General features: G+C 70.1%; 12 protein-coding genes and 1 pseudogene. 8 read left to right on the forward strand and 5 right to left on the reverse strand.

The window, feature by feature from the left end; genetic code table 11:
* The first annotated feature begins 43 nt into the window (after positions 1–43).
* Positions 44–1,444 carry a sugar porter family MFS transporter gene (locus tag AC5L3X_RS14630; RefSeq protein ID WP_494857439.1) on the forward strand — a complete coding sequence of 467 codons (1,401 nt, stop codon included), beginning with the start codon at positions 44–46 and terminating at the stop codon, positions 1,442–1,444.
* A gap of 13 nt (positions 1,445–1,457) precedes the next feature.
* Here the strand turns inward: AC5L3X_RS14630 and AC5L3X_RS14635 are convergent, their stop codons facing one another.
* Both AC5L3X_RS14635 and AC5L3X_RS14640 read right to left on the reverse strand, forming a co-directional pair.
* Positions 1,458–1,949 (reverse strand): DUF1707 SHOCT-like domain-containing protein, encoded by a 492-nt coding sequence (locus AC5L3X_RS14635; protein ID WP_494857440.1) that lies wholly within the window; start codon positions 1,947–1,949, stop codon positions 1,458–1,460.
* 55 nt (positions 1,950–2,004) lie between these two features.
* Positions 2,005–2,715 (reverse strand): PadR family transcriptional regulator, encoded by a 711-nt coding sequence (locus AC5L3X_RS14640; RefSeq protein WP_494857441.1) that lies wholly within the window; start codon positions 2,713–2,715, stop codon positions 2,005–2,007.
* A gap of 341 nt (positions 2,716–3,056) precedes the next feature.
* On the opposite strand from AC5L3X_RS14640, the gene AC5L3X_RS14645 reads away from it, so the two are divergent.
* Together AC5L3X_RS14645 and AC5L3X_RS14650 are read left to right on the forward strand one after the other, a co-directional pair.
* Positions 3,057–3,785, forward strand: a complete 729-nt coding sequence (locus tag AC5L3X_RS14645; RefSeq protein WP_494857442.1) for a metal-dependent hydrolase — start codon at positions 3,057–3,059, stop codon at positions 3,783–3,785.
* A 139-nt stretch (positions 3,786–3,924) separates the two neighbouring features.
* Positions 3,925–6,699: an aconitate hydratase gene (locus AC5L3X_RS14650; RefSeq protein WP_494857481.1), complete on the forward strand. Its 2,775-nt coding sequence runs from the start codon at positions 3,925–3,927 to the stop codon at positions 6,697–6,699.
* 342 nt (positions 6,700–7,041) lie between these two features.
* On the opposite strand, the gene AC5L3X_RS14655 is transcribed toward AC5L3X_RS14650, so the two are convergent.
* Both AC5L3X_RS14655 and AC5L3X_RS14660 read right to left on the reverse strand, forming a co-directional pair.
* On the reverse strand, positions 7,042–7,956 hold the full coding sequence (locus tag AC5L3X_RS14655; protein ID WP_494857443.1) for a neutral zinc metallopeptidase: 915 nt from the start codon (positions 7,954–7,956) through the stop codon (positions 7,042–7,044).
* A 94-nt stretch (positions 7,957–8,050) separates the two neighbouring features.
* Positions 8,051–8,320, reverse strand: a pseudogene (locus AC5L3X_RS14660) (type II toxin-antitoxin system PemK/MazF family toxin); the annotation flags it as partial.
* Positions 8,321–8,401: 81 nt separating this feature from the next.
* On the opposite strand from AC5L3X_RS14660, the gene AC5L3X_RS14665 reads away from it, so the two are divergent.
* Positions 8,402–9,127, forward strand: coding sequence for a sulfite exporter TauE/SafE family protein (locus AC5L3X_RS14665; protein ID WP_494857444.1), 726 nt, complete (start codon positions 8,402–8,404; stop codon positions 9,125–9,127).
* Positions 9,128–9,205: 78 nt separating this feature from the next.
* On the opposite strand, the gene AC5L3X_RS14670 is transcribed toward AC5L3X_RS14665, so the two are convergent.
* Positions 9,206–9,859: a 4a-hydroxytetrahydrobiopterin dehydratase gene (locus AC5L3X_RS14670; RefSeq protein ID WP_494857445.1), complete on the reverse strand. Its 654-nt coding sequence runs from the start codon at positions 9,857–9,859 to the stop codon at positions 9,206–9,208.
* A gap of 181 nt (positions 9,860–10,040) precedes the next feature.
* On the opposite strand from AC5L3X_RS14670, the gene AC5L3X_RS14675 reads away from it, so the two are divergent.
* The 4 genes from AC5L3X_RS14675 (at position 10,041) to AC5L3X_RS14690 (ending at position 14,490) form a co-directional block, all read left to right on the forward strand.
* Positions 10,041–11,147 carry a sugar ABC transporter substrate-binding protein gene (locus AC5L3X_RS14675; RefSeq protein ID WP_189125161.1) on the forward strand — a complete coding sequence of 369 codons (1,107 nt, stop codon included), beginning with the start codon at positions 10,041–10,043 and terminating at the stop codon, positions 11,145–11,147.
* 78 nt (positions 11,148–11,225) lie between these two features.
* Complete coding sequence (locus tag AC5L3X_RS14680) at positions 11,226–11,990, forward strand: ATP-binding cassette domain-containing protein (protein WP_189125160.1); 765 nt, start codon at positions 11,226–11,228, stop codon at positions 11,988–11,990.
* Positions 11,987–13,249 carry a sugar ABC transporter permease gene (locus AC5L3X_RS14685; RefSeq protein ID WP_189125159.1) on the forward strand — a complete coding sequence of 421 codons (1,263 nt, stop codon included), beginning with the start codon at positions 11,987–11,989 and terminating at the stop codon, positions 13,247–13,249. The genes AC5L3X_RS14680 and AC5L3X_RS14685 overlap by 4 nt, the downstream gene beginning before the upstream one ends.
* Before the next feature lie 35 nt (positions 13,250–13,284).
* On the forward strand, positions 13,285–14,490 hold the full coding sequence (locus AC5L3X_RS14690; RefSeq protein ID WP_189125158.1) for an ROK family transcriptional regulator: 1,206 nt from the start codon (positions 13,285–13,287) through the stop codon (positions 14,488–14,490).

Below are 14,490 nucleotides of genomic sequence, written 5' to 3' on the forward strand. Positions count from 1 at the left end.
CCCTTGACCTGCGGGTATCTCCCGGGCCTGAAGGGGGGCCGGCATGGCGACTCACGACGCCCATCAAGAGCACCTGGGCCACATCGTCTTCATCACGGCGGCCGCGGCGATCGGCGGGTTCCTGTTCGGCTATGACAGCGCCGTCATCAACGGCGCCGTCGTCGGCATCCAGAAGTACTTCGCGGTGGGCGCCGTCGAGATCGGGCTCGTGGTCGCGATCGCGCTGCTCGGCTCCGCCCTCGGCGCCTGGGTGGGCGGCGGGCTGGCCGACCGGCTGGGCCGTACCAGGACGATGCAGGTGGCGGCGATCGTGTTCGCCATCAGCTCGATCGGGCAGATGCTGCCGTTCGCCATCTGGGACCTCGCCCTCTGGCGCATCATCGCGGGCGTCGCGATCGGGATGGCCTCGGTGCTCGGGCCCACCTACATCGCCGAGGTCTCGCCGCCCGCCTACCGCGGGCGGCTGGGCTCGTTCCAGCAGCTCGCGATCGTGCTCGGCATCGCCGTGTCCCAGCTGGTCAACTACGCGATCGCGCGGCTGGCCGGCGGGAACGTCAACAACGAGGTGTGGGGGTTGCAGGCCTGGCAGTGGATGCTGGGCGCGTGTGTCGTGCCGGCCCTGCTCTACCTGCTGTTCGCCCTGACGATCCCCGAGTCGCCCCGATACCTGATTATGGCCGGTCGTCCCAGGCAGGCTCGCAGGGTGCTGGCCGAGGTCGAGGGCTCCGAGGTGGACCTGGACGCCCGGGTGGCCGAGATCCAGCACGTGCTCCAGACCGAGCGCAGGCCGACGATGAGGGACCTGCGCGGGCCGCGGCTGGGGCTGCGGGGCATCGTGTGGATCGGCATCACCCTGTCGGCGTTCCAGCAGCTCGTCGGCATCAATGTGATCTTCTACTACTCGTCCGTGCTCTGGCAGTCGGTGGGCATCACACAGAGCGAGTCGCTGCTGATCAGCTTCTCCAGCTCGGTCATCAACATCGTCGGCACGTTCATCGCGATCTCGCTGGTCGACAAGATCGGGCGCAAGCCCCTGCTGCTCATCGGCTCGGCGGGCATGGCTCTCTCGCTCGGCACCGCCGCCTGGGCGTTCAGCACCGCCGAGAAGATCGGGAACACGGTCACCCTGCCGAGCCCGCAGGGCATGATCGCGCTCATCGCCGCGAACACGTTCGTGCTGTTCTTTGCTCTGTCGTGGGGTGTGGTGGTCTGGGTGCTGTTGGGAGAGATGTTCCCCAACCGGATCCGTGCCGCCGCGCTCGGTGTGGCCGCGTCGGCGCAGTGGATCGCCAACTGGGCGGTCACCGTGTCGTTCCCGGCCCTCTCGGAGTGGAACCTGCCTGCCACCTACGCCGGGTACGCCTGCTTCGCCACGCTGTCCTTCCTCTTCGTCGTCAAATGGGTCAAGGAAACGAAGGGCCGCAAGCTGGAGGAGATGGGCTGACGCGCGGGCGGGGTCAGGGACGGCGGTGGGCGCGCCGGCGGATCGCGCTGAAGATCATCGCCCCGATCCAGATGAAGAGCACCACCTTGAGCAGCCCCCAGCCGCCGAAGATCAGCCCCACGATCCCGACCACGAACAGGATCGGAAGGAAGGGCCCCGGCCCGGGGTGATGGTGGCGATGCGACCGGTGGGGCCGCCGGCCCCCCTCATGCCGCAGGTCGCGGTGGGCCTGCCGCATGGACTGCATCTGCGCCCGCTGCGCCTTCATGGCCGCGCGCCAGTCGTCCGGCCCAGGTACGGCAGGGCCGGGGTGGTAGCGCGGGCCGGGGCCGGGCAGGTCGGCCGTCACCTGGGCCAGGTCGCCGGCGGTGCGCGCGGCGAGGGCCTGGTCGAGGCGCTGGTCCAGCTCCTCGTGGTCGAGCCGGCCCTGCGCGAAGTGCTCACGCAGGGCGGTCATCGTGTGCTCGCGTTCGGCGTCGCCGATGCGGAGGTCGCGGGGATCCATGACAGGGGGCTCCTTCTCTCCGAGCCGGCTTCTCGCTGCGGCACCGGTCATGAGGTCACTCCTCACCCGGATCGCCGTCGGCCAGGATCTGGTAGAGCTTGCGCCGGGTCTCAACAAGAGTCTTACGCGCTTCGCGGATCTGCGCGTCGCTCCCGGTCTGCAGAACCTGCATGAGTGCGAACGCCGACTGGCGGGTGAGGTCCCACATGTCGGCTGTGTTCTCGTCGATGTCGGGACGCATCTCGTCCCACGGGGCGCGCACCTCGTCGGGGTGCGCGTCGATGTAGGCGCGGCCCTCGTCCGTGAGGCGGAAGGTCTTGCGGCCCTCGTTCTCCTGCGCGACGACCAGGCCCTCGTCCGTGAGCTGCTGCAACGCCGGGTAGACGGCGCCCGGACTGGGCTTCCAGCCGCCCTCGCTGCGCTCGGCGATCTCCTGGATGATCTGGTAGCCGTTGCGCGGCTGCTCGGCGAGCAGCGCCAGGATCGCGGCGCGGACGTCGCCCCGCTTGGCCTTGCGGCCTCGGCCGCCCCAGCCGCCCCGGTGCTGGCCCCACGGTGCGCCGGGCCCCCACGGCCCACGCCCGAACTCGGGAGGGAACGGGCGCCTGCCCCGGTGCCTCTCCTCGTGCGGTCCCTGGTGGTGGTGATGGTGGCGGTGCCCGCCCTGCTGCCAGGCGCCGGCCATGGCCCTCATGGCGTCGCGCGCCGCGCGCTTGAACTCGCGGGCGTCGGGCCACTGCCCGCCCGCCGCCTGTGCTGAGGTCATGATGGTTCCTCCTTCTGACTGTTCTAGATGCTTCAAAGATATATCGACAACATGTCGTAGGCAACACTTGGCGCGAAGTGAGACAGATCACGAAAAAGTTGCGGAATCGGGGAACAGGATGCCGGGCGGCCTCGTTGTTCAAAGCAGACGAGGTCGTTCCGCGTCGGCAGGGCTGGGGGGTGCTGTCGCCGTGGAGACGACCTCGTCTGCGTTTCACGGGTACGTCGTTTTCACGGGTACGTTCGTTTTCACGGGTACGTCGCCGACCGGCCCGGGCGGCCGTTGAGGCGGGTGGGACGGGGCCGACGCGGGGCCACGGGCTTTGCCGTACAGTCCGGATCATGATGGGTCACACGCACGCGATGACGGGAGCCATCGCCTGGCTGGGGCTCGCGCCGGGGCTCGCGGCGCTGCCGATGGTCATGGAGTCCAGCCGGTTCATCGAGACCGGCATCATGGCGGGCGCGTTAGGCCCGTCCGAGCTCGTCGCCGGGGCGATCGTCTGCGCGGGCGCGGCGATGCTGCCCGACCTCGACCATCCCAGCGCGACGATCGCGCAGACCTTCGGTCCGGTCACCTGGATGCTGAGCAAGGCGGTCAACTGGCTGGGCGGCGGTCACCGGGGGGCCACCCACTCGCTGGCCTTCGCGGTCGCGATGGGGTTAGGCGCCCACTGGCTGGCCAGCACCTATCCGCTCGGCCGCGCCATCATGGTCGTGCTGCTCATCGGGCTCGCGCTGCGCGCCATCGGCGTCGGCATCCCCGGCAACAAGATGGGGTCGGCCCTGGTCAACATCGGGCTCACGGCCGGGCTCTACGCGGTGTTCCTCTCCCAGGGGGTGGGTTACGCCTGGCTGGGCCTGGCGGTGGGGATCGGCTGCCTGATCCACGTCGTGGGCGACTGCATGACCGAGCGCGGGTGCCCGGTGCTCTGGCCGCTGTCGGTGAAGTTCCTGCTGCCGTGGAAGATCGGTATCAAGACGGGCCGGAAGTTCGAGCAGAAGATCCTCGCCCCGTTGCTGTCCGTCGCCATCGTCGGCCTGCTGTTCGTCCGCCTCGGACCGGTTTAAGTTGATGTCGAGATACTTTTCCGGATATCTTGATATCGAGACATCCGCCGCGGCCTGTGGAGTTAGGGTCACCTAACGTACTGATCGCTTCCTCCGTGCGGCAGGATTCAAAGGAGCAACTGTCTATGGAGGAGGGCGAATCACCGTGTCCGCGAACAGCTTCGGCAGCCGTGACACGCTGCGCGTCGGCGACGCGTCATATGAGATTTTCCGGCTGGACGCCGTCGAGGGTGCTGCCCGCCTCCCGTACAGCCTGAAGATCCTGCTGGAAAACCTCCTCCGCACCGAGGACGGCGCCAACATCACCGCCGACCACATCCGCGCCGTGGGCGGCTGGGACCCTGAGGCCGCGCCGAGCGTGGAGATCCAGTTCACCCCGGCCCGCGTCATCATGCAGGACTTCACCGGCGTGCCCTGCGTCGTCGACCTGGCCACCATGCGCGAGGCCGTGCGCGATCTGGGCGGCGACCCGGCCCGCATCAACCCGCTGGCCCCGGCCGAGATGGTCATCGACCACTCGGTCATCGTCGACTACTTCGGTCACCCCGACGCCTTCCAGCGCAACGTCGAGCGCGAGTACGAACGCAACCGCGAGCGCTACCAGTTCCTGCGCTGGGGCCAGACGGCCTTCGACGAGTTCAAGGTGGTGCCGCCCGGCACCGGCATCGTGCACCAGGTCAACATCGAGCACCTGGCCCGCGTGGTGATGACCCGCGACGGCAAGGCCTATCCCGACACCTGCGTCGGCACCGACTCCCACACCACGATGGAGAACGGCATCGGCGTGCTCGGCTGGGGCGTCGGCGGCATCGAGGCCGAGGCCGCGATGCTCGGCCAGCCGATCTCCATGCTGATCCCGCGCGTGGTCGGCTTCAAGCTCAACGGCAAGCTGCCCGCCGGGGCCACCGCCACCGACCTCGTGCTGACGATCACCGAGATCCTGCGCAAGCACGGCGTGGTGGGCAAGTTCGTCGAGTTCTACGGCGAGGGCGTCTCGTCCGTGCCGCTGGCCGACCGGGCCACCATCGGCAACATGAGCCCCGAGTTCGGCTCCACCTGCGCCATCTTCCCGATCGACGGCCAGACCGTCGACTACCTCCGGCTGACCGGCCGCTCCGAGGAGCAGATCGCGCTCGTCGAGGCCTACGCCAAGGCCCAGGGCCTCTGGCTCGACCCGTCGGCGCCCGAGCCGGTCTTCTCCGAGTACATCGAGCTCGACCTCGGCACCGTCGTCCCGTCGATCGCCGGCCCCAAGCGCCCGCAGGACCGCATCGAGATCTCCGACGCCAAGCGGGCCTGGCGCGCGGCCGTCAAGGACTACGCCCCGACCGTCCTCGGCCCGGCCGACGAGGCGTCCGAGGAGTCCTTCCCGGCGTCCGACTCCCCGGCCATCAGCCACGGCGGCAACGGCGACCAGCCGCACGCCCCCGAGCTCGACGGCTCACGTCCGCACAGGAAGGTGCGGGTCACGCTGGCCGACGGCACCTCCTTCGAGATCGACCACGGCATCGTCTCCATCGCCGCGATCACCTCGTGCACCAACACCTCCAACCCGTACGTCATGCTCGGCGCCGCCCTGCTGGCCCGCAACGCCGTGGAGAAGGGCCTGACCCGCAAGCCGTGGGTCAAGACCTCGCTGGCGCCCGGCTCGCAGGTCGTCACCGGCTACTTCGAGCGCTCGGGGCTCCAGCCCTACCTCGACAAGATCGGCTTCAACCTCGTCGGCTACGGCTGCACCACCTGCATCGGCAACTCCGGGCCGCTGATCCCGGAGATCTCCGAGGCGATCCAGGCCAACGACCTCGCGGTCACCGCCGTGCTGTCCGGCAACCGCAACTTCGAGGGCCGCATCAACCCCGACGTGAAGATGAACTACCTGGCCTCGCCGCCGCTCGTGGTGGCCTACGCGCTGGCCGGCACCATGGACATCGACCTCGACACCGAGCCGCTCGCCGTCGGCGCCGACGGCGAGCCGGTGTTCCTGCGCGACATCTGGCCGGCGCCCGAGGAGATCTCGGCCGTGGTCAACTCCTCGATCGGGCGCGACATGTTCGAGCGTGACTACGCCGACGTGTTCAAGGGCGACGACCACTGGCGGTCGCTGCCGATCCCGACGGGCGACACCTTCGAGTGGGACCCCGACTCGACCTACGTCCGCAAGGCCCCCTACTTCGAGGGCATGCCGTCGTCCCCCGAGCCGGTGTCCGACATCTCCGGCGCGCGGGTGCTGGTCAAGGTGGGCGACTCGGTCACCACCGACCACATCTCGCCGGCCGGCTCGATCAAGGTCGGCACCCCCGCCGCCCAGTACCTCCAGGCGCACGGGGTCGAGGTCCGCGACTTCAACTCCTACGGCTCGCGGCGCGGCAACCACGAGGTGATGATCCGGGGCACCTTCGCCAACATCCGCCTGCGCAACCAGATCGCGCCGGGCACCGAGGGCGGCTACACCCGCGACTTCACCCAGCCCGAAGGCCCGGTGTCGTTCATCTACGACGCCTCGGTCAACTACGCCTCGGCGGGCACCCCGCTGGTCGTGCTGGCGGGCAAGGAGTACGGCTCCGGCTCGTCGCGTGACTGGGCGGCCAAGGGCACCGCGCTGCTCGGCGTCCGCGCCGTCATCGCCGAGTCCTACGAGCGCATCCACCGCTCCAACCTGATCGGCATGGGCGTGCTGCCGCTGCAGTACCCCGAGGGCGTCACGGCCGAGTCGCTCGGGCTGACCGGCGAGGAGACGTTCGACTTCACCGGCGTCGAGGAGCTCAACAAGGGCGGCATCCCGTCGACCGTGCACGTCAGGGCCGGCGACGTCGAGTTCGACGCGGTGGTGCGCATCGACACGCCCGGCGAGGCCGACTACTACCGGCACGGCGGCATCATGCAGTACGTCCTGCGTTCGCTGCTCGCCAAGTAGGTCACACGTCCCGCCTCCGTCGCCCGGCCATCAGCCGGACGGCGGCGGCGGGTGCCCGCCCGCCTCACCGGCGGCGCGGGAGGGCGCGATCCTCACGCGCCCGTCTCGGGGGAACCACCCGACCACCGGAGGCCGCCTCGTCGCCGCACCCGTGCGCGAGGCGGCTTCCGGGCATCCCGGGCCTTTCCCAAGCCGGTCATGGGCCCTATTTCCGGAGCCGGGCAGGAGCTCTGGTTCGCGGCGTCCGTCAGGGCCCCCATTCCGGAGCCGGGCAGGAGCTCTGGTTCGTGGAGCCGTCAGCGGCCTGATTCCCGGAGCCGGGAGCAGACTCGGTCGCCGAGGTCAGGAGACCCGGGAGGAGGCCGCCCTCCAGGTGTCGCAGGCCGCGGGGGAGACCGCGGTGAAGCCGCGCTTGAGCCAGTAAGCCCGGTTGCCTCCCGTGCCGTGACTGCGGCGATCGTCGTCGTCGCCGGTCGCTCTGGTCGCCTCCACCACGGCGGCCCAGTCGTCCTGACTCCGCGACAGCGATCCCCACACACTGCCGATGAACACCCCGGACAGACAGTCGGCCTGGAGCTCGTAGCGGCGGCCCAGCTCGGCCTGGCGCGCGTGGTCGGCTCGGATCCGGGCCTCGTAGTAGCGCCTGATCCCGGTCAGGCTCTGCACGTGGTGACCGTACTCGTGGGCGGCCACCTTGAGCGGATAGAGGTCGGTGCGGCCCTCGATCCAGTCGCCGGTGAGCAGGAAGACCAGGGTGCCCCGCTCGGTGCAGTAGAAGGCGGAGGCGCCGGAGGGCCAGCGGACGCCGCACACCCGCTGCTCGGGCTCGTCGTAGAACCGCACGGTGGGCTTCCGGAACGCCAGCCCGGCCCTGGCGAAGTGCGCGGACCACGACTTTTCCAGGCATTTCGCGATCACTCCAAAGTACTCCCGTGCTCGCGGCACGTTGCCCCACACGAGCGGCGGCTCCGGGCACGCTCGGGCGGCCAGCCTGCCGCTCCGCGCCAGCCGGGCGGGCGCTCCCGGCCCGGCAGCGCGGGGAGGGGAGAGCGCGGCAGCGGCGGAACGAGGCGATGCCTCGGCGGGGCCGGGAGGCAGGGTGAGGCAGGTGGCGCTCAGCGCGAACACCGCTGCCGAGAGCACCGCGCGGCCTCGAGGGCGGGCGCGTCCTGGGCGGGCGGGCGTCGCAGGAGTGCGCGGGGCGGGAGCGGGCTTCGCGTCGGCCGGAACGGCCTCGGCCGGAGAGCGGAGGAGCACGATCAAGCAGCTTAGAGCAGTGGGGCGCCGCGGACTCTGGCACGATGTGACGTGCCACCCGGCGAACCAACATTTCGCCGGGTGGCACGGCCTACTAGATGATGTCCGCGATCCACTCGGTGACTTCGCGGACGACATCGCCGGGGGCGATACCGACCCTTCTCGCGAACCTCTGGGGCGACACGCTGCGAACGTGTTCCACCATGGCCCAACTCGGTTTGTCCAGGCCCGTGTCCTCGCGGCCGATGGGAATGTGGTTGTCCCACCCGCGCTCGGTCGTGGTCAGTGGCACGATCACCTTGACCGCGGTCGCGGTGTTGAAGTCGTCGTTGCTGACGACGAGCACGGGCCTTCGGTAGCCCTGCTCGCGGCCGGTCGGCCTACATCACCCCGTCACGCTCGCATGTGCAATGGCAACGGAGAGTAAGGGTGATTGACTCGCCCCATGAATCCTGAAGCACTTGTGCTGATCGTCGGCGGGCTGGCGGTATTCGTGGGCGCGGTGGTGCAGGGCAGCGTGGGATTCGGGCTGGGGCTGGTGGGAGCGCCCGTGCTGACCCTGCTCGATCCGGCCGTGATGCCCGGCGCGATCCAGGTGGTCAACCTGACGTTGCCGGTGTTCACGCTGGCCGTGGAGTGGCGGCGGGTCGACTGGCGCGGGGTGGGCTTTGGGATGCTCGGGCGGCTGCCCGGTAGCGTCATCGGCGGCGTCATCGTGGTCTACATATCCGTCTACACCTTAGGCGTCTTCGTCGGTGTCATGGTGCTCGCCGCCGTGGGGCTGACCGCGCGGGCGCTGAGCGTGCCGCGCAACGGGGTGACGGTCACCGCGGCCGGGTTCGTGTCCGGCATCACCGGCACCGCCACCGGCATCGGCGGGCCGCCCATCGCGCTGGTCTACCAGAGCGCCAAGGGGGCGCAGATCAGGGCCACGCTGGCGATGTTCTTCTTCCTGAGCGCCGCGCAGTCGCTGGTCATCCTGGCCGTCGTCGACCGGCTTCCGGCGCGGGCGCTGACGACGGGCGCGACCCTCATCGTGCCGATGATCCTCGGGTTCCTGGTCTCCGGGCCGCTGCGGAGATATCTGGACGGGGGCCGGGTGCGGGCCGCCATCCTGCTGGTGGCCGCGATCTCGGCCCTGGTCCTCATCATCCAGAGCCTTGCCGCGTGACCGGTGCGAAGGCGCGCCTCGGCGGCCGGTACGAGACTCTGCGACCGCCGACGGGCCGCCCGCGAGCGTCGGCCGAGGTCAGTCGCGGCCCTGCCAGGTGCACAGGCAGGCCTGGTTGCCCTCGGGGTCGGCGAGCACCCAGAAGCTCGGCGCCTCCGCGTCGCTGACCAGCGTGCCGCCGGCGGCGAGCGCCGCGGCGACGCGTGGCTCCACCTGCGCGGGATCCAGCCAGATGTCGAGATGCCAGCGCTGGCGGGGCTCCCCGCCGCCGGAGGTCTGGAACCACACGGTCGGCAGGACGCCGGCCGGGTCGCGGACCTCGTCGCCGGAGCCGGGGCCGGACAGGTGCTCCATCGCCAGCACCGCGGCCCAGAACGGTGCGATCACGGCTGGGCCCGGGGTGTCGAGGGCGAGTTCGAGCCGGGAGACGCCGGAGGACTCCAGCCGTACCCCGGCGTCGGCGGCGACGGCGGAGATGGCGCGGGCGAGCCGGATGTCACGGTCTATGACCGCGTGCTCGTCGTGGCTGCTCAACCGAACGTCCACGTGGGTGTGGCGCAGGGTGAGCTCGGGATGATGGTTCATCTCCTCGGCCGCCGCGCCGATGGCGTTGACGATCGAGAGCCCGGTCGCGAAGTCCTTGGTGTGGATGCGGGTCTGCAGGCCGCCGAGCAGGTAGGCCCACCCGTCCAGCCGCTCGGCCTCGATCTGTTGTCCGGTCAGCTTGGTCACAGGGCATCTTCGCACGGCAGGACCCGACGACGAGCACCGGTCGCCCGGCCCGCACGTTTCTGGATTGTTACCCGGAACAACAAATCGTGCGCATCAGGGGTCTTCCAAAGCAGGCCGTACCGGAATACGTTGCCGCAAACAACATTCATCCGGGTGCCTCCGGAAGAAAGGACCCTGCACCATGCGCATGGGGATCCTCAGCCTGACCGCCGCAGCCGCCGCGCTCGCCCTCGGTCTCACCGCCTGCGGGGGCGACAGCGGTCAGACCGGCGCCACTTCGACGGCAGAGAGTTCACAGAAGGCCGGGAAGATCGGCGTCATCCTGCCCGACAGCAAATCCTCGGCCCGCTGGGAGACGGCGGACCGCAAATACCTGGAAGAGGCGTTCAAGGCCGCGGGTGTGGCCTACGACATCCAGAACGCGCAGAACGACAAGACCGCGTTCCAGACCATTGCCGACCAGATGATGACCAACGGCGCCACCGTGCTGATGATCGTCAACCTGGACAGCGGCACCGGCAAGTCCGTCATCGAGAAGGCCAAGTCGCGAGGCGTGGCGACCATCGACTACGACCGGCTGACCCTGGGCGGCGGCGCCGCCTTCTACGTCAGCTTCGACAACACCAAGGTCGGCACCCTGCAGGGTGAGGGCCTGAGCAAGTGCCTGGCCGACAAGAAGGCCGACAAGCCGATCGTGGCCTACCTCAACGGCTCCCCGACCGACAACAACGCCACCCTGTTCAAGCAGGGCTACGACGGCGTGCTCAAGCCGAAGTTCGACGCCGGCGAGTACGTCAAGGGCCCCGACCAGGCCGTCCCCGAATGGGACAACACCCAGGCCGGCACGATCTTCGAGCAGATGCTCACCACCGAGCCCAAGATCGCCGGCGTGCTGGCGGCCAACGACGGCCTCGGCAACGCCGCCATCACCGTGCTGAAGAAGAACAACCTCAACGGCAAGGTGCCGGTCACCGGCCAGGACGCCACCGTCCAGGGCCTGCAGAACATCCTCGCGGGCGACCAGTGCATGACCGTCTACAAGGCCGTCAAGAAGGAGGCCGACGCGGCGGCCAAGCTCGCGGTCGCGCTGGCCAAGGGCGAGAAGCCGACGGCGAGCGGCAGCGTCAAGGACCCGGAGAGCGGCCAGGACGTCCCGTCCGAGCTGCTCGACCCGCAGGCCATCACCTTCGAGAACGTCAAGGACGTCGTGGCCGACGGTTACGTCGCCAAGGAGGACCTGTGCACCGGTGACTTCGCCGCCAAGTGCACCGAGGCCGGCATCCAGTAACCGGCGTCCAGTAACAGAGCGGAACAGGGCACGACCCTCGCCACGAACGGGGGCCGTGCCCTTCCCCGAGGGAGACCCATGACCCCCCTGCTCGAAGTGCGCGGGATCGACAAGAGCTTCGGCCCGGTGCAGGTCCTGCACGACGTCACCTTCTCGGCCTACGCCGGCGAGGTGACCGCGCTGGTCGGCGACAACGGCGCCGGCAAGTCGACATTGGTCAAGTGTGTCGGCGGCATCCATCCCATCGACGCCGGCGAGATCGTCTTCGACGGCCGGCCCGTGCAGGTGCACGGCCCGCGCGACGCCGGCGAGCTCGGCATCGAGATCGTCTACCAGGATCTGGCGCTCTGCGACAACCTGGACATCGTCCAGAACATGTTCCTCGGCAGGGAGCGCAAGAACGGCCTCGTGCTCGACGAGGCCACGATGGAGGAGCTCGCCGGCGAGACGCTCGAAGGGCTGTCCGTCCGCACCGTGAAGTCGATCCGGCAGCGGGTCTCCAGCCTGTCGGGCGGGCAGCGGCAGACCGTCGCCATCGCCAAGGCCGTGCTGTGGGACAGCAAGGTGGTCATCCTCGACGAGCCGACCGCGGCGCTGGGCGTCGCGCAGACCGCGCAGGTGCTGGAGCTGGTGCGCCGGCTGGCCGACAAGGGCCTGGCCGTCGTCCTCATCTCGCACAACATGAACGACGTGTTCGCCGTCTCCGACCGGATCGCGGCCCTCTACCTGGGCAGGATGGCCGCCCAGGTGAGGACGGCCGACGTGACCCACGCCCAGATCGTCGAACTGATCACCTCCGGCCGGAGCGGAGACCTCGGCCTCAAGAACGGGACCGCACCATGAGCAAGGTCAAGGAACTTCCGGGCGAGGCCGTCGTCGCGGCGGCCAGCTCACCGTCCATCACCAACAGCTCGCGTGCCTACCTGGAGCGGGTCCGCGGCGGCGACATGGGCGCGCTTCCCGCGGTCTTCGGGCTGCTGGTCCTCTGCACGGCCTTCGCCCTGGCCCGGCCCTCCTTCCTCACCGCCATCAACTTCGCCAACCTGTTCACCCAGGGCGCGGCGATCACGGTGATCGCGATGGGCCTGGTGTTCGTCCTGCTGCTCGGCGAGATCGACCTGTCGGCCGGGTTCACCAGCGGCGTCTGCGCCGCCGTCCTCGCGGTCACGCTGACCGAGATGGGCCTGCCGTGGTACGTGGCCGTGCTCGCGGCGATCGTCAGCGGCGTGATCATCGGCACCATGCTCGGCACCCTGGTCGCCAAGGTGGGCATCCCGTCGTTCGTGGTGACGCTGGCCGCGTTCCTCGCCTTCCAGGGGCTCGCCCTGGTGCTGGTGAGCGAGGGCACCAACATCTCGATCAACGACCCGGTGATCAAGGCGATCGCGCAGAAGAACCTGCCCCCGGCCCTCGGCTGGGGACTGTACGCCGGGTGCGTCGCGGCGTACGCGCTGGTCCAGCTCACCCGGGCTCGCAAGCGCGCCCGGCGCGGCCTGGTCGCCGAGCCGCTCTCCATGATCGCGGGCCGGGTGGGCGCCCTGGCCGTCGTCGCCGGCGTCGCGGTGTACGTGCTCAACCTCGAACGCAGCTTCAACCCGGAGTTCGCCTCGCTCACCGGGGTGCCGATCGTGGTGCCGGTCATCCTCGCGCTGCTCGTGCTGTGGACGTTCGTGCTGAGCCGCACCGCGTTCGGACGGCACCTGTACGCGGTCGGCGGCAACGCGGAGGCGGCCCGGCGGGCGGGCATCGCGGTGGACCGGATCCGGATCAGCGCGTTCGTGATCTGCTCCTCGATGGCCGCCGTCGGCGGGGTGATCGCGGCCTCGCGGGCCAGCTCGGTCGACCCGAACACCGGCGGCAGTTCCGTGCTCCTCTACGCTGTGGGCGCGGCCGTCATCGGCGGGACCAGCCTGTTCGGGGGCAAGGGCAGGGCGCTCGACGCGATTCTCGGCGGCGCGGTCATCGCCGTGATCGAGAACGGCATGGGGCTGATGCAGTACGGCGCGAGTGTGAAGTACCTGGTGACCGGGTTCGTCCTGTTGCTCGCCGCCGGTGTGGACGCCCTGGCGCGCAAGCGGGCGGCTGCCGCTGGTCTAAGGTGATCAGCGACTTCCACCCTCGTAAGGACAACCAGACGATGCGTGCCGGCCCCTCGCAGGAGGACATCAGGCGCCACAACCTCGGCGCGCTGCTGCGGCACGTGCACCTCGGGGGGCCGACGTCGCGGGCCGAGCTCACCTCCAAGATGGGCCTCAACCGCAGCACGATCATGGCGCTCACCTCCGATCTCACCGCCGCCGGGCTGGTGCGGGAGGAGCTGCCGCGCGAGACGGGCCGGGCCGGCCGCCCCTCGCTGGTGGTGCGCCCGGAGTCGTCACGGGTCTACGTGTTCGCCTTCGACGTGGGGCCCGACCGGCTGGCGGTGGCCCGGGTGGGGCTCGGCGGGACGATTCTCGACCGCAGGGAGGCCGTACGCCGGCGCGGTCCCTTCGAGCTGGAGGAGCTGGCCGGGATGCTGGCCGGGTTCGCCCGGCAGATGCGGCGCAAGACGCGGGCCGACACGGTCTGCGTGGGCGCCGCCGCGGCCGTCTCGGGCGGGGTGCGCAAGGGTGACGGCGTGATCAGGTTCGGCCCCAACCTGCAGGCCGAGGAGATCCCGTTCGGCGAGGAGCTGGGCCGCAGGCTGGGCCTCGGGCTGCCGGTCAGCGTGGGCAACGACGCCAACCTGGCGGCGCTGGCCGAGCACAGCCGGGGCGTCGGCGTCGCCGTACGTGACCTGATCTACCTGCACGGCGACGTCGGCATCGGCGGCGGCATCATCGCGGGCGGTCACCTGCTCGGCGGCCACGAGGGCTACGGTGGCGAGGTCGGCCACATGGTGGTCAATCCCGGCGGGCGAGTCTGCGGCTGCGGCTCGCGCGGCTGCCTGGAGGCCGAGGTGGGCGAGCGGGCGCTGCTGGAGGCGGCGGGCAAGCTCGGCGGCGGCCAGCACGGCCGCGACGCGGTGCGGGCGGTGGTGGACGCGGCCGACCGGGGCGACATCGTCGCGCAGGAGGCGCTGAAGAGGGTCGGCGACTGGCTCGGGCTGGGCGTCGCCAACCTGGTCAACATCTTCAACCCCGAGATGGTCATCTTCGGCGGCATGCTCAGGGAGATCTATCTGGGGTCGGCGGCCCAGGTGCGCAGCCGGATGGCGCTGCACGCCATGGCTCCCCAGCGGGAGCGGCTCCGGTTGCGCACCTCGGCGCTGGCCGACGACGCGACGCTCGTGGGCGCGGCCGAGCTGGCCTTCGCCCACGTGCTCGCGGACCCGCTCGAGGTGCTGGCGCGGGTCACCGGCTGA

It is taken from the genome of Nonomuraea sp. CX421, from assembly GCF_059358955.1.

Excerpts from the sequence above, each read along its gene's own strand:
- AC5L3X_RS14645 (WP_494857442.1), top strand. The coding sequence starts at position 3,057 with ATGATGGGTCACACGCACGCGATGACGGGAGCCATCGCCTGGCTGGGG.
- AC5L3X_RS14635 (WP_494857440.1), bottom strand. The coding sequence starts at position 1,949 with ATGGATCCCCGCGACCTCCGCATCGGCGACGCCGAACGCGAGCACACG.
- AC5L3X_RS14690 (WP_189125158.1), top strand. The coding sequence starts at position 13,285 with ATGCGTGCCGGCCCCTCGCAGGAGGACATCAGGCGCCACAACCTCGGC.
- AC5L3X_RS14685 (WP_189125159.1), top strand. The coding sequence starts at position 11,987 with ATGAGCAAGGTCAAGGAACTTCCGGGCGAGGCCGTCGTCGCGGCGGCC.
- AC5L3X_RS14665 (WP_494857444.1), top strand. The coding sequence starts at position 8,402 with ATGAATCCTGAAGCACTTGTGCTGATCGTCGGCGGGCTGGCGGTATTC.
- AC5L3X_RS14630 (WP_494857439.1), top strand. The coding sequence starts at position 44 with ATGGCGACTCACGACGCCCATCAAGAGCACCTGGGCCACATCGTCTTC.
- AC5L3X_RS14640 (WP_494857441.1), bottom strand. The coding sequence starts at position 2,715 with ATGACCTCAGCACAGGCGGCGGGCGGGCAGTGGCCCGACGCCCGCGAG.
- AC5L3X_RS14680 (WP_189125160.1), top strand. The coding sequence starts at position 11,226 with ATGACCCCCCTGCTCGAAGTGCGCGGGATCGACAAGAGCTTCGGCCCG.
- AC5L3X_RS14675 (WP_189125161.1), top strand. The coding sequence starts at position 10,041 with ATGCGCATGGGGATCCTCAGCCTGACCGCCGCAGCCGCCGCGCTCGCC.